Consider the following 14,373-nt stretch of genomic DNA (forward strand, 5'->3'; position numbering starts at 1 on the left):
TCAATTTTCCAAAGGTTTGAGTAAAATGTTTAATGTTTGGAGGTGTGGAACTGAAGGAACGAATTTTAGCAGTTGTATTTTTGATGATTACCGTTCCGCTCGCTGGAGAGTTTAAATTCTATCCGTTCAATGATGCATTCCGTGTCAGCCTGGGGACACCGGCATTTTTCTTATTTTTGTTATTGGGAAGGGGCATTCACCCAAATATTGCAGGAATTTTGACTGGGACAAGTGTGTTTGTATTTCGATTTTTTTTGGCGGTCCTAATCAGTGACATACCGGTTGATGAGGCATTTTACAGTCATTTTCCAGTACTCTTTTATTACGTCGTGTTCGCTTTCATCTTTCATTTTACAAAGATGAATGAGCAGCATAACAAGCCATTTATGATTGGATTACTAGGAATGGTCATAGAAATTGGTGCAAGTTTAGTTGAAATGGTGATTCGATACTCGATAGCGGATAAAATCATTGCATTTCACTCAATCGAACAGATTATCTTTATCTCGTTTATTCGAAGTTTTTTTGTACTTGGCTTTTTTAACATTTTTAAACTGAGAGAATCAAAATTGGCAGTGGAAGAGCAGCGTAGACAAAACGAGCAAATGCTGTTGTTCATTTCGAATTTGTATGAGGAATCGGTACAGCTTAAGAAAACAATGCAAAATGCGGAAGAAATCACCCGCATAAGTTATGATTTTTATCGTAGGTTGAAATCGGAAGTTTCTCATGTCCATTTTTCCCAAACCGCACTGCAAATTGCAAGTCTCGTGCATGAAGTAAAAAAAGATAATCAGCGAATTTATGCTGGACTATCACAGTTGATTTCTACTGAAAAGCTAGAGGACTACATGGGCATTGAGTTACTGAGTAACATTATCCTTGTTTCCAATAGACGGTATGCAGAGTTATTGAATAAACACATTTCGTTTTCTATGCACGTCGAAGGGGAACATCCGCCATATCATGTCTATAGGGTATTATCTTTGATCAATAACTTGATCGCAAATGCGGTGGAAGCCATCGAGCAAGAGGGACATGTATCGTTGTATGTCATTCGAAGAGACTGGATTGTAGAATTTCATGTCTGTGATAATGGACCAGGCATTGCACCGAAGTTGAAAGAAGTCATTTTTAAAGAGGGGTTTACATCTAAGTATGATGCTTCCGGCAATCCTTCTACAGGAATTGGACTTTCATATGTGAAACTAACCGTGGACAAGCTTGGCGGACATATTAAGCTAAAAGAAAGTCATAAAGAAACAGTATTTGTTATCGAGCTCCCGATTAATGCGATGATACAGAAAGGATAAATTAAATGAATTATTTTATAATTGACGATGATCCAGCTATTAGAGCGATGCTGATAGACTTGATTGAGGATGAGGATTTAGGCAAAGTGATGGGTGAAGCAGAAGACGGATCATTGGTAGACAATGACTTGCTTGCGCTCAAAAAAGTAGACGTAGTACTTATTGATTTACTGATGCCAAAGAGGGATGGAATTGAAACAATTCGTGTTCTTTCTTCTGAATTCAAGGGGAAATTCGTGATGATTTCGCAAGTAGAGGCAAAGGAGCTCATAGGGGAAGTATATAGTTTAGGAGCAGAATACTACATCACTAAGCCGTTAAACCGCATTGAAATCTCAGGAGTGTTAAAAAAGGTTAACGAACGGGTGATTCTGGAAAAATCAATTCGAGGCATACAAGAATCGTTAACTTTATTAAAAGGTCATCAGTCGCCACCATTCGGCGCTTCTCATACAAAAAACATAATCGAAGCCGGCCGTTCATTGATTTCGGATTTAGGGATTATCGGAGAAAGCGGAAGTGAAGACTTGATGAATATTTTAGAATTCCTGCAGGACCAAAAACAAAAGTTTGGATCCTTCTACATCTTTCCGTCTCTAAAAGAAATATTTTATGGATATGCCAAAAAATCGCTTGGAGAACAGGCTACCGAGGCGGAAATACAAAAAGAATCGAAAGCCTCCGAACAACGAGTTCGCAGAGCTATTTACCATGTGCTCATCCATATTGCCTCATTAGGATTAACAGATTACACGAATCCAAAATTCGAAGCGTATTCATCCACGTTTTTCGATTTCTCGGAAGTCCGAAAGAAAATGTTAGAGCTTGAAGGTAAAAGTGAAAAAAGCACTAATCAAAGCCGAATCAACATGAAAAAATTCATTCAATCGCTCTATTTAGAATCAAAGCAGTTGGTGGATTAGCCAATAAATTTGTTTCTTCAAATCAGGGATTGTAAAAGTGTTGTAGTCAGGTTGTAACAAGGGTAGGGATAATAAGCCCATGCTGTCTTTGCTTATTTAATTTTTGCAAGTTTTATATAAAGGAGAAATTTAGTAATAAAGGATCTGAATATAGTCGTTATGCACATTTTCTGAATATTTTTTTTTGTTGAAAAATGCTCTGTATAGTTACAAATCGTATGATAAGATAAAAATCGTTTAATTCTAACAGTTAAATTTTTCTGGTTTTAGTTATCGGAATTTTCTATTTTTTACAAACAAATATGAAACTATTAAAAAATTAAAAAAGTAGTACAAGAATTTAGAGGAGGCTCATATGAATTTATTTCGAAAAAAATCAGTTTCAAGCAGTTCGCCTAGTTCACTTAAACAAGTTCTAGGAGCGTTTGATCTTACAATGTTAGGTATCGGTGCCATCATCGGTACAGGTATATTCGTTTTAACTGGTGTAGCAGCAGCTGATTACGCTGGTCCAGCACTTATTCTTTCATTTATAATTGCAGGTTTAGCCTGTACATTTGCTGCATTATGTTACTCTGAATTTGCATCAATGATTCCAGAAGCTGGTAGTGCTTACACTTATAGTTATGTTGCTTTTGGTGAAGTCATTGCTTGGATATTAGGTTGGGATATGGTACTAGAGTATGGACTTGCATCTTCAGCAGTAGCAAGTGGATGGTCTGGCTATTTCCAAAGTTTATTACATGGTTTTGGAGTAAACCTTCCAACAGCTTTAACAAGTGCATTTGATCCATCTAAACATACATTCATTGATTTACCGGCAGTAATCATTGTTTTACTAGTAACGTTCATTCTTACTAGAGGTGTTAGAGAATCAGCAAAACTTAACACAATTATGGTAATTGTAAAATTAGCAGTAGTAGCACTTTTCATCGTAGTTGGTGTTTGGTATGTTCAACCGCATAACTGGACTCCATTTATGCCAATGGGATTCCATGGGGTAACAGCTGGTGCTGCAGTAGTAGTATTTGCTTACTTTGGATTTGATGCAGTATCAACTGCAGCTGAGGAAGTTAAAAACCCTCAACGTAACTTACCAATCGGTATTATTTCTGCATTAACAATTTGTACAATCTTATATATCGTTGTTTCCTTAATTCTTACGGGTATCGTGCCGTTCGATCAACTTGGTGTTAAAGATCCTGTTGCTTTTGCACTAGCATTTATTCACCAAGATTGGGCTGCTGGTTTCATTTCTTTAGGCGCAATCATCGGTATTACAACTGTATTAATCGTAATGATGTTTGGACAAACTCGTCTATTCTATGCAATCAGTAAAGACGGTTTATTACCAGGTAAATTATCAAAAGTTAACAAGAAAACTGCAGTTCCTGTAACAAGTACTTGGGTAACTGGCGGACTAGTTGCTTTATTCGCTGGCTTAATTCCATTAAACAAATTAGCTGAATTAACAAATATCGGTACTCTATTCGCTTTCTCTGCTGTTTCTCTTGGTGTACTAGTATTAAGAAAAACTCGCCCAGACTTAAAGCGTGGATTCAAAACTCCTTGGGTACCAGTAGTACCAGTATTAGCTGTTGTATTCTGTGTATATTTAATGCTACAACTTTCAGCATTTACTTGGAAGGGATTCTTGGTTTGGTTAGTAATCGGTTTAGTAATTTATGTTACTTACGGTTATAAAAACAGTAAATTAAATCAGAGTAACAGTACTGAAGCACCACAAATAAAAATGTATAAATAAAAATTGGGCTATCCCTTAAGTTAGGAGAACTGACTTTTGGGAAGGCCTTTTAAATACAAAAAATCACCTATTACTAAGTGGATTGCACATACTCCCTATGCAAGTTCTTTCCTTCATAACAAAATAAAACTGTTTTCCCTTCAAATTAGTTCCAATATGTATTGGTCGTCCCCATAGCTGATAAGTCATAGACATTTTCCCAAATCGTATCATTGATTTTGTTTTCCTTGACTTGTTTTGGAACAGGTACATATGTTCTTGTATGATCAGTTCTTTCGAAGATTTGAGTATTTGGTAATATTATTTTTCGGAAAGAACGCCACCGAACTATGAACATAAACAAATTACAGATGTAGCCGATGAAATTGTTAACTATTCTTTTCAATTTGACTCTGTTCAATAATTTTTAGAAGATTGGTATCTGCATGTATTGTCTTCCAATCGTCCTAATTTAACAAATCCTTCCAGCATAAATGGTAAGCCCATAAAAATGTAGTCTCTTCCTTCATACCAGGCAAGGTATTGATCTAAATACTCAAGCTGTCCAAATTCAATATATGTGACTAAACGATTTCCTGTTGCAAATTCGGCATGAAGTTCACTAACTTGAGCAGACCGCTCGATAAGTTCTAATATTTCATTTAAAGTACCACCCAAACGTCTTAATACAATCGACTGGATCATTAGAGCCTCTCCATACCAAATTCCTTCTATAGCTATTTGCTCTAATATCCTTGCATAATCTAAGGCTTTGGCCCAATCTTCACGATGAACATACGACCATAAGCCGTGTTATAATCCACGTCATGTTAATGTTGGTCGATAATACACCTCCGAAAGTGACGTTAGATCGACCACCTGGTTTGTATCAAATCAGTGATGATGAATATACAGTGGAAGAGGGGTATGATCCTGCACTTTGGATTCACGGTCATATTGATTTGAGACCATGTGTTGATATTCATGTTGTCTTATTATCTGTTCAATTAATTCAAATTTCTCGGCTTTTGTTAACGTTTCTTTTTCTTCGCCGCCTGCCTTTCTAGTTCGTCGAGCTTTTTTAAAAACTCTACCTCTGCCTCAAGAAAAGCTATTCGTGCTTCAGCTTTCTTTAATTTTTCTTCAGCTGTTTGAACCTTTGAAGTAGGTCTTCCGGTTGAACCTTTCCCTCGTCTTTCAGTATAAAAACCTTCTTCTCCATAGATTTTATAAGTAGTTCTCCAGCGTTCTAAACATTGACCTGGTTTATCTTTACCTATCATTTCTATATCAAATCCATTTTCAATAAAGATTTGAAGAGGGCCTTTTCCTTTGAGATTTTCTAATACAGCCTTTAATTTAAACTCTGGTTTATAGCTTATTGAACGATCTGATACTTTAATCACATTACTATTTTTTTCAAGTTGTTTTATTTGAAAACTACTAAAAATAATTTTACTCATTTTTCCCCGACCTCATCTATTTATATTTTTATTATAAACGGGATTTGAATGTCGAGGACATAAAAATACCCGAATAATAGACCCTTTTTTTTAAGTGTCTATTATTCGGGTAACAATTCATTTTTGAAACTGCTTACTTTTTTTATTTACAAAAAGAATTATTAAACTTTCATAAACTATGAAAACAGTTTTTATCCGAATATGATAGACAGGTAACAAAACATGGGTGATTAAGATATAGTAAGCAAGGGAATTGGAACCGCTTTCTACAATTATTTGAACGATTGGTATAACAATGGATTCATTCGAGATTATAAAACTATTTTAGGAGGGTTAAAAATGCAAATTCCAATAAAGAAAACGCTTGATAAAATTCCAGGTGGTCTGATGGTTGTTCCACTTTTTTTAGGAGTATTAACGAATACCTTTTTCCCGCAATTTTTACAAATTGGAAGTTTTACAACGGCATTATTTAGTAAAGAAGCGTCATCTACTATTTTGGCGTGTTTTATGTTTTTAATTGGTTCACAAATTAATTTCAAATTGGCACCCAAGGCATTAAAAAAAGGTGCAATATTATTAACAGGAAAATTTATAGTGGGTGCAGGTATAGGTTTAACTGTAGCAATGCTTTTTGGGCCTGCCGGAATATTAGGTTTATCACCATTAGCGATCCTTGCAGCGTTATTAAATGCTAATGGTGGATTATATGCATCTCTTGCTTCATCATATGGTGACGAAACCGATGTAGGCGCATATGCGTTATTTTCTTTAAAAGATGGTCCATTTTTCACATTAGTTGCACTAGGTGCATCTGGACTTGCCACAATTCCTTTTCAAACACTTTTAGGAGTATTAATTCCAATTGTAATAGGAATGATTTTAGGAAATATTGATTCTGATATGAGAAAGTTCCTTGGAAGCAGTAAATTATTATTAATCCCATTCTTCTCATTTCCATTAGGTGCAGGAATGAATTTTTCAACTATTATAAAAGCGGGAGGTCCTGGCATATTACTAGGATTAATAGCTGCATTCACTGGAATTGGAGCTTACTTACTTTTAAAGTTATTTAAAGAAAATCCGATCGTTGGTTTAGCAACAGGGTCAACTGCAGGGAATGCTGTAGCTACACCAGCTGTTGTTGCTGCAGCAGATCCAACCTTAGCTGCAATAGCACCAGGAGCTACTGCGCAAGTTGCAGCAGCATGTGTAATATCTGCAATAGTCTGTCCTATTATTGTTAATTATGTATTTAAAATGTCCGAAAAGAATAAAGCTAATAAATCAATTGCAAGGGCATCCTGACAATAAAATAAAAATCTACTGTTTTCCTGGCTAATATGCTTCCGAAGCCTTGAAGCCAATTTGAAAATGTAACAAGTACAAAGCAGTCAGTGGTTTCACTTACTGCTTTTTTTAGTTACAAAAAAGGGTATTTAGTTAAAAAAATAATGAGATAAGGAAAATTTTATTAAAATGGTTGCGTTAGGAATAGCCATTTTAAGATAGAAGGAAGGAAACATCATGAATGTACATGAGAATGTTATTATAACTACAATAAAAGGAAAAGAAGTTCTCACCAATCCTTTTTTGAATAAAGGAACAGCTTTTACGAAAGAGGAAAGAGAAGAACTTGGACTTGAGGGTCTGTTACCGCCACAAGTAATCACCCTTGATGAACAAGTGAATAGGGTCTATGAACAATATTCATTGCGGACGACTAATCTGTTCAAAAACGGGCTGCTTTATGATTTATATAACCGTAATGTTGTCTTGTTTTACCGTCTTTTGAAAGATCATCTGGCAGAAATGCTCCCAATCATCTACACTCCTACTGTTGGCGATGCAATTCAGTCATACTCCCATAGATACCGTCGCCCAGATGGCTTATATCTTTCGATTGATAATCCTGAGGGTATTGAAAAGGCATTTAATAATCTTGGAAAGCCAAAGAATGGTATTGATTTAATCGTCGTGACCGACTCTGAAAGCATTCTTGGTATTGGGGACCAAGGGGTAGGCGGTATTAATATTGCGATTGGCAAACTTGCCGTGTACACGGCTGCAGTTGGTATTGATCCAAACCGTGTTCTACCAATCGTGTTGGATGTTGGCACGAACAATCAGGCTTTGATTGCAGATCCTATGTATATCGGTAACAAATTCGCACGTGTCCGAGGTGATCGTTATGATCAATTCATTGATTTATTCGTTCAAACTGCAAGAAAGTTCTTTCCAGAGGTTCTCATTCACTGGGAGGACCTTGGCAACGTCAATGCGCGAAAAATTATGGACAAATATGGTGACAAAATCCTTACCTTCAACGATGACATCCAGGGGACAGGTGCTGTTACTCTTGCTGCTATGATGTCTGCTTTGAAAGTAACAGGAGAATCCCTGAAGGACCAACGCATTGTTGTCTTTGGACCAGGGGCTGCCGGCATCGGTAACGCAGACCAAATGGCAGATGCCATGGTTCTAGAAGGATTAACAAGAGAAGAAGCATTAGATCGTTTCTGGGCTGTAGACTATCGGGGTCTACTAACAGATGAAACAGCAGATGTTCTGCACTTCCAGAAGCCTTATGCAAGAAAAGTAGATGAAGTTAAGGACTGGGATAAGGATGAGAAAGGGATCATTTCATTAATGGAAGTAGTTCAAAGGGTAAAGCCAACAATCCTGATTGGTACTTCTGGACAAGCCGGCGCGTTCACTGAAGAAATTATTAAAGAAATGGCCAAGCACGTTGAGCGTCCCATCATCTTGCCTATGTCCAACCCTACTGCATTGACTGAAGCAGTGCCGGAAAATCTGATTAAGTGGACCGATGGCAAGGCTCTAATTGCAACAGGCAGCCCGTTTGCCAATGTGGAATACAAAGGTGTTTCTTATGAAATTGGACAATCAAATAACGCATTTGTCTTCCCAGGCCTAGGATTGGGAGCGATTGTTGCAAAAGCTGAAGTGATCTCAAAAGGAATGTTTGCAGCGGCTGCTAATGCGGTTGCAAGTATGTCTGACACCAGTAAAGTTGGAGCATCCCTTCTGCCATCCATTGAAAAGCTTCATGAAGTCTCAAAATACGTAGCCATTGAAGTAGCCCATGCTGCAATACATGAAGGAATTGCAAAGATAGATATTCAAGATGTTGAAAATGCGATTGAAGAAGCAATGTGGAAACCTGAGTATAAAGAAATAAAAAGGGTAGCTTTAGAAGTATAGAAGTTACGGGTAATGCTAATAACAGTTAGTCCTTAATAATAAAACAGAGCCTAAATATTGGATAAAAATAAAGATGGAGCAAAGTTTTACGTTGACTCCATCTTTATTTCGTTACAATTGCATTCTTTAACCAATTGTGGCGGGGGAAATTTTACTAATAAGAGAGACTGCAAACCTCTTTCCAGAGAGCTTTGCGGTCTCTTAGTATGTAATGGATAAACCTTATTCATACTATAATTATGCAGATAACCTGGAGGAGAATATGAAAAAGGGCAGATTTAGTTTACAAGCCATCATCATTTTTTTTGTATGCCTTGTTGTCGCTTTGTCACTAGGTATAACCGATTTGCTAATCAGTAAAAGAATTACCTCCAGTGTAGAAGAGACACAGAAAGAAAAGGTACTTAATATTGCAAAGATCGTTTCTCTTAACCCGCAAGTGATTGGGTCTCTTGAGGGGAAAACAAATTCGACAGTAGTAGAGGTTATTGCTAATCAAATAAAAGATTTAACGCATGTTAACTTTATTGTCGTCATGGATATGAAAGGAATTCGGCTTTCCCATCCAGATCCCAGTGAAATTGGAAAGAGATTCAGAGGAGGAGATGAAGGCCCAGTCCTTCGAGGGAAAGAGTATGTATCTAACTCAAAGGGGATTCTCGGCCCTTCCATGCGGGCATTTACACCAATAAAGAATTCAAAAGGAAAACAAGTCGGCGCTGTTGCTGTAGGAATTTCTTTGGAAAACGTAACGAAGGCTGTACATAAAGGCCGGATGGGGATGCTGATTGGAACAATAATCGGAATATTAATCGGGGTAACCGGTGCGGTGGGTTTGGCCAGGTTTATCAAAAAAATCCTATTGGGCCTTGAGCCGTTCGCTATTGCCAGGCTGCTTGAAGAGCGGAGTTCCATGCTCCAGTCTGTGCGAGAGGGAATTATAGCCATTGACCAAGAAGGAAAAATTACCCTTGTAAATAGGGCAGCCCAAAAGCTTTTTAAAAAAGCTGGCCTAGAAGGGAATCCAAAGGGACTCAAAATAGAAGATTATTTGCCTGAGACACGCTTAACCCGTATTTTGAAATCTGGAGAAACTGAGGTTGATCAGGAACAGGATTTGCATGGGGTTACTATTTTGGTAAACAGGGTACCGGTAGTGGTGGATAATCAACCGGTTGGAGCAATTGCGACATTCCGTGATAAAACGGAAGTTCAGTTATTGGCCGAACAGCTCACAGGTGTGAAGAATTATGCGGATGCCCTCCGTGCCCATGCCCATGAATTCATGAATAAGATGCATGTTATTCTTGGCCTTGTCCGTACTGAACAATATGATACACTTGCGAACTATGTGAGTGAAACGGTTAACCACCGGGAAATGGAAATGGGTTTTGTAACCAAGAATGTCCAGGATCCGGTTCTAGCAGGATTTTTGATTGGCAAGCTAAGCTTTGCAAGAGAATCAGGTGCATCACTAACATTTGATTGCTCCAATAAGATTCCCCAACCTGTGAACCCGGGAATCACCCAAGAACTAATAACGATTATTGGAAATCTCGTCGATAATGCAATGGAAGCGATAGCGAACAGTCCTGTCAAGAAAGTTGACTTAAAGCTTGATTACGCAGAGGATATTTTAACAATCGAAGTGAAGGATACAGGTATGGGAATGACGAATGCAATGCAAAATAAAATATTCGATAAAGGCTTCTCCACGAAAGGAGATAACCGCGGGGTCGGACTGTATCTTTTAGCTCAGAGTATTGAAAGACTTGAAGGGGACCTAATCATTTCTTCTAAGCCGGGAAAAGGAACGAATTTTGCGGTGTATATACCTTATAAAGCAGAGGATGAAAAGGCATGATCAATGTAATGATAGTTGAAGATGACCCTATGGTGGCGGAAATCAATAAACGATACCTTTCTAGGATTGGTGGTTTCCGTTTGATTACAGTAGCCAATTCAGTTGATGATGCGATCCTTTTGCTTGGAAAGGAAGAGATACAGCTTATACTTCTGGATATTTTTATGCCGGGCAAACAGGGGTTAGAGCTATTAACGTACCTCCGGAAAAATGAACTTGAAATTGATGTAATCATTATTTCGGCAGCATCGGATTTAGAGCGAATCAAAAAGGCATTAAGGTATGGTGTTGTCGATTATTTAATAAAGCCTTTTGAATTTGAACGGTTCAACGCTGCTCTTGTCAGCTATCAGCAAAAGACACGGTTTACCGATAAACTGGAAGCAGTTAGCCAACAGGAGCTTGATAATTATCTTTTTCACAGAGATGAAGCTCCAATAGTTGAAGAGCTCCCAAAAGGGTTGACTAAAGATACCTTAAAGCAAGTATGGGAAGCGATTCAGGAATTGAAGGAGGTGCCATTTTCCACCGAAGAAGTGGCAAATGTTGTGGGCATTTCAAGGGTCTCAGCGAGAAAGTATCTGAACTTCTTAAAGGATTTAGGAATCCTTGATGTAAAGGTTATATATGGGACCATCGGAAGACCTGTTTACCAGCATGAATATAACCAAATTAAAGAATACTTAATAAAAAATTTTCTGTAAGTGTTTAAAGTGAGTTTAGAAGCTAGTGGTTCTCACTTATTAATAATTTGCTTAAGTAATAGCAAATAGATTAAATAGAAAATGGTAGCGTGGGTGCTTATGCCTGCGCTACCATTTTACAGATTAACCATATTTTTAGCTACGAGAAAGTTGTCTCATCCGTGAACTAGCCTACTTTTTGGCCAATCTCTTTTTTGTTTTCTATTTTTTCGTACTAACCAAATATATTATCGTTTAAAGATGGTTTTTTGGAGATTCCAATACATGGTTATGGAATGCAAACGTCAGATGAGCTTTGCTTCTAATTTAACAAAGAGAACTGATTAAATCAGCGCTAAATTTATGCATTTTGTTTACTGAAATCTCGTTGAGCTCCTCTATAACTTCCAATTATATTTTGATAACCTGGAAGATTACTAGCAAGCAAATTACCAAAACCTTCGACATCATTGCGCCAATCGCGTTGTAATTCGCACGCTACACTAAACCAGTTCAAAAGTTGCACGCCACTATGTGCCATACGCGTATTGGCCGCATCTGCAACTTGTTTGCTGAAAGTTCCTGAAGCATCAGTAACAGCAAATACTTCATACCCAGCATTTATAGCGGAAAGTGCCGGGAAAGCAACGCACACATCTGTAACTACACCCGCGATAATAAGTTGTTTTTTTCCAGTTTCTTCGATTGCTTTTACAAAATCATCATTATCCCAAGCGTTAATTTGTCCAGGACGAGCTATTTTTGGCGCGTTAGGAAAAAGATCAACTAATTCTTGCATTAATGGTCCATTAGGTCCGTTTTCAAAGCTTGTTGTTAAAATAACCGGTAAATCAAAAAACTTAGCAGTGTGAGCAAGAGCTAAAACATTGTTCTTGAATTCGTCAACACCATAATCACGAACTAGTCCAGCCATAAGACCAGTTTGATGATCCACTAAAAGAACGACAGCATCATCTTTATTAATACGAGAATAGAGATCAGACATTATGTATTCCTCCTAAAAATTAAGTAATCGAACAAAGTTTAAAACTGGAATATTATCATAAAATTCTTCGTTTGTGCACGTCAGTCAGTTTCTCAAAAATCAGAAAAAAATGCACTCCTTCTATTAATCTAAAAAAGGAGTTTTATCTATCCAATTTATAAATTGTTGTAAATAACGATGAAGATAACGTTTTGTTTTTTCGTCAGTAAGTACTTTATGATCAGAATCAATCTTTTCATGTACTTGGGAAATCAGCATTTTTTGAAATGGAAGAACATGAGCTTGCATAGTTTCTAGTATTTCTCTGATTTGTATTTGAGCATAAACAGTACCTAGTCCTCCAGGAGTTGCACCAATTAAACCAACCGGTTTTCTACTAAGAACAGCAGATTCCCGAGGTCTTGATGCCCAGTCCAATGCATTCTTTAATACGCCTGGAATTCCAGAATTGTACTCTGGACTTGCAATAATGATACCATCAACGTCTTTGATAGCAGACTTAAATGATGTCACTGCTTCTGGAACATCTGTTTCTAAATCTTCATTGAATAAAGGTAGTTCATTAATCTCGATCCAACGAAATTGATGGGAATCAGCCATCTCTGTTAATGATTGAGCAATGATTCGATTATAAGAGTTTTTTCGTAAACTACCACAAATAAGACCTATTGTTTTAACCATATACGCCCTCCTTTTGTCAAAATCATCCTAATATTACCATAATATACCATAATGGAAAATGTGGCTTTATACCTAATCTTTTGACTATTTAATTTCGATAAGTGTTTATCACAAAAAATCTAGGAACTAAGGGCAACAAGCTTATTGTTATGAAAGACAATTACCTAACTGTTAAAGAAATTAAAGGGATTCATCTCCATCACTTGATGGTACCGAGAATGGCTTATACAAATAAACTGTAATTTAAAATAGTAATTGATTTGATATATTTGGAATAATTTTACAATTTTAATAGAAGGGAATATAATCATCTTATAAACATTTTGCAAAAAAATATTTTAATGTTTTGGAGTAAAAAGTTTTTTTCATCAGAGAAGCAAGGACATAGGTTTAATAATGAAAATTCATAGGAGGAAAATTAGATGGCAAAATTTACTGTAGGTAATGAAAATCATGCTCCAATTGAACTTTATTATGAGGACCATGGTTCAGGGAAACCTGTAGTCTTAATACATGGTTGGCCTTTAAGTGGACGCTCTTGGGAGTATCAGGTACTAGCTCTTATTGAAGCAGGTTACAGAGTCATTACATATGATCGTCGAGGCTTTGGAAAATCATCACAGCCGTGGGAAGGATATGAATATGATACATTTGCTTCTGATTTACATAAACTGTTAGAACATTTAGATCTTCAAAATGTCACACTTGTTGGTTTTTCTATGGGTGGAGGCGAGGTAGCTCGATACATTAGTACGTATGGTACAGATCGTATTGAAAAGGCTGTTTTTGCTGGTGCAGTTCCTCCTTATTTATACAAAACAGAGGATCATCCAGAAGGAGCATTTGATGATGCAACAATTGAAGAATTCAAAAGTGGCGTGATAAACGACCGCCTAGCATTTCTTGACAAATTTACGAAGGGATTTTTCGCGGCGGGTAATCAAACAGATTTAGTTAGTGAGCCATTCCGTATATATAATCGGGATATTGCAGCTAGTGCCTCACCTAAGGGAACACTAGATTGTATAACGGCATTTAGTAAGACTGATTTTAGAAAGGACTTGGAAAAGTTCAATATACCTACTCTTATTATTCACGGTGACTCTGATGCAACTGTACCATTTGAGTTAAGTGGAAAACGTACATATGATTCCATTCCTAATAGTAAGCTGACTTTAATAAAAGGTGGTCCGCATGGATTAAACGCAACTCATCCAAAAGAATTTAATGAATCGTTATTAACATTTTTAAATGACTAATTAAAATAGTTTTTATATAAACGAAAACAAGCAGGTCCGCGATTATTAAGGGCCTGTTTATTTTAACGTAAAAGAGACTATAGAATATTATATTTAAAAATTCTTTTAGCCTCTTTTCTACATATATAAGTTGTTGGATCCACTTCCTCGATAGAATGTTCCTCTTTCATTACATGGTTTTATGTTTTTTAATATATAGATTTAATTTCTTA

12 protein-coding genes are annotated in these 14,373 nt (G+C 36.9%); 8 read left to right on the top strand and 4 right to left on the bottom strand.

Annotation, left to right across the window (positions count from 1 at the left end):
* Positions 1-44 precede the first annotated feature (44 nt).
* From AB1282_RS12195 to AB1282_RS12205, 3 genes are all read left to right on the top strand, one after another.
* Positions 45-1,313 (top strand): ATP-binding protein, encoded by a 1,269-nt coding sequence (locus AB1282_RS12195; RefSeq protein WP_390311076.1) that lies wholly within the window; start codon positions 45-47, stop codon positions 1,311-1,313.
* Positions 1,314-1,318: 5 nt separating this feature from the next.
* Positions 1,319-2,236, top strand: a complete 918-nt coding sequence (locus AB1282_RS12200; RefSeq protein WP_056473739.1) for a response regulator — start codon at positions 1,319-1,321, stop codon at positions 2,234-2,236.
* A gap of 355 nt (positions 2,237-2,591) precedes the next feature.
* A complete protein-coding gene (locus AB1282_RS12205; RefSeq protein WP_429899174.1) occupies positions 2,592-4,001 on the top strand; it encodes an amino acid permease in 1,410 nt (469 codons plus the stop codon).
* Positions 4,002-4,397: 396 nt separating this feature from the next.
* Here AB1282_RS12205 and AB1282_RS12210 read toward each other — a convergent pair whose 3' ends face one another.
* Both AB1282_RS12210 and AB1282_RS12215 read right to left on the bottom strand, forming a co-directional pair.
* A complete protein-coding gene (locus tag AB1282_RS12210) occupies positions 4,398-4,685 on the bottom strand; it encodes a hypothetical protein (RefSeq protein WP_056473743.1) in 288 nt (95 codons plus the stop codon).
* 326 nt (positions 4,686-5,011) lie between these two features.
* Positions 5,012-5,443: an HTH domain-containing protein gene (locus AB1282_RS12215; protein ID WP_390311083.1), complete on the bottom strand. Its 432-nt coding sequence runs from the start codon at positions 5,441-5,443 to the stop codon at positions 5,012-5,014.
* 339 nt (positions 5,444-5,782) lie between these two features.
* On the opposite strand from AB1282_RS12215, the gene AB1282_RS12220 reads away from it, so the two are divergent.
* The 4 genes from AB1282_RS12220 (at position 5,783) to AB1282_RS12235 (ending at position 11,236) form a co-directional block, all read left to right on the top strand.
* A complete protein-coding gene (locus AB1282_RS12220) occupies positions 5,783-6,751 on the top strand; it encodes a 2-keto-3-deoxygluconate permease (protein WP_429899175.1) in 969 nt (322 codons plus the stop codon).
* 219 nt (positions 6,752-6,970) lie between these two features.
* The gene (locus tag AB1282_RS12225) at positions 6,971-8,668 is read left to right on the top strand and encodes an NAD-dependent malic enzyme (protein WP_429899176.1); all 1,698 of its coding nucleotides are present in this window, start codon (positions 6,971-6,973) and stop codon (positions 8,666-8,668) included.
* A gap of 262 nt (positions 8,669-8,930) precedes the next feature.
* Positions 8,931-10,532: a DcuS/MalK family sensor histidine kinase gene (gene dcuS / locus AB1282_RS12230; RefSeq protein ID WP_056473750.1), complete on the top strand. Its 1,602-nt coding sequence runs from the start codon at positions 8,931-8,933 to the stop codon at positions 10,530-10,532.
* Entirely contained in the window at positions 10,529-11,236 is a 708-nt protein-coding gene (locus AB1282_RS12235) for a response regulator (protein WP_429899177.1), read from the top strand. The genes dcuS and AB1282_RS12235 overlap by 4 nt, the downstream gene beginning before the upstream one ends.
* Positions 11,237-11,576: 340 nt before the next feature.
* Here the strand turns inward: AB1282_RS12235 and ycaC are convergent, their stop codons facing one another.
* Both ycaC and AB1282_RS12245 read right to left on the bottom strand, forming a co-directional pair.
* Positions 11,577-12,221, bottom strand: a complete 645-nt coding sequence (gene ycaC / locus AB1282_RS12240) for an isochorismate family cysteine hydrolase YcaC (protein WP_056473755.1) — start codon at positions 12,219-12,221, stop codon at positions 11,577-11,579.
* A 123-nt stretch (positions 12,222-12,344) separates the two neighbouring features.
* Positions 12,345-12,902 carry an NADPH-dependent FMN reductase gene (locus AB1282_RS12245; RefSeq protein WP_429899178.1) on the bottom strand — a complete coding sequence of 186 codons (558 nt, stop codon included), beginning with the start codon at positions 12,900-12,902 and terminating at the stop codon, positions 12,345-12,347.
* A gap of 422 nt (positions 12,903-13,324) precedes the next feature.
* Here AB1282_RS12245 and AB1282_RS12250 point away from each other — a divergent pair, with 422 nt between their 5' ends.
* Positions 13,325-14,161, top strand: a complete 837-nt coding sequence (locus AB1282_RS12250) for an alpha/beta fold hydrolase (protein WP_429899179.1) — start codon at positions 13,325-13,327, stop codon at positions 14,159-14,161.
* The last annotated feature ends 212 nt before the right edge of the window (positions 14,162-14,373 follow it).

Origin of the sequence: Gottfriedia sp. S16(2024) (assembly GCF_050473765.1) — a bacterium.
Taxonomy (GTDB): domain Bacteria; phylum Bacillota; class Bacilli; order Bacillales; family Bacillaceae_G; genus Gottfriedia.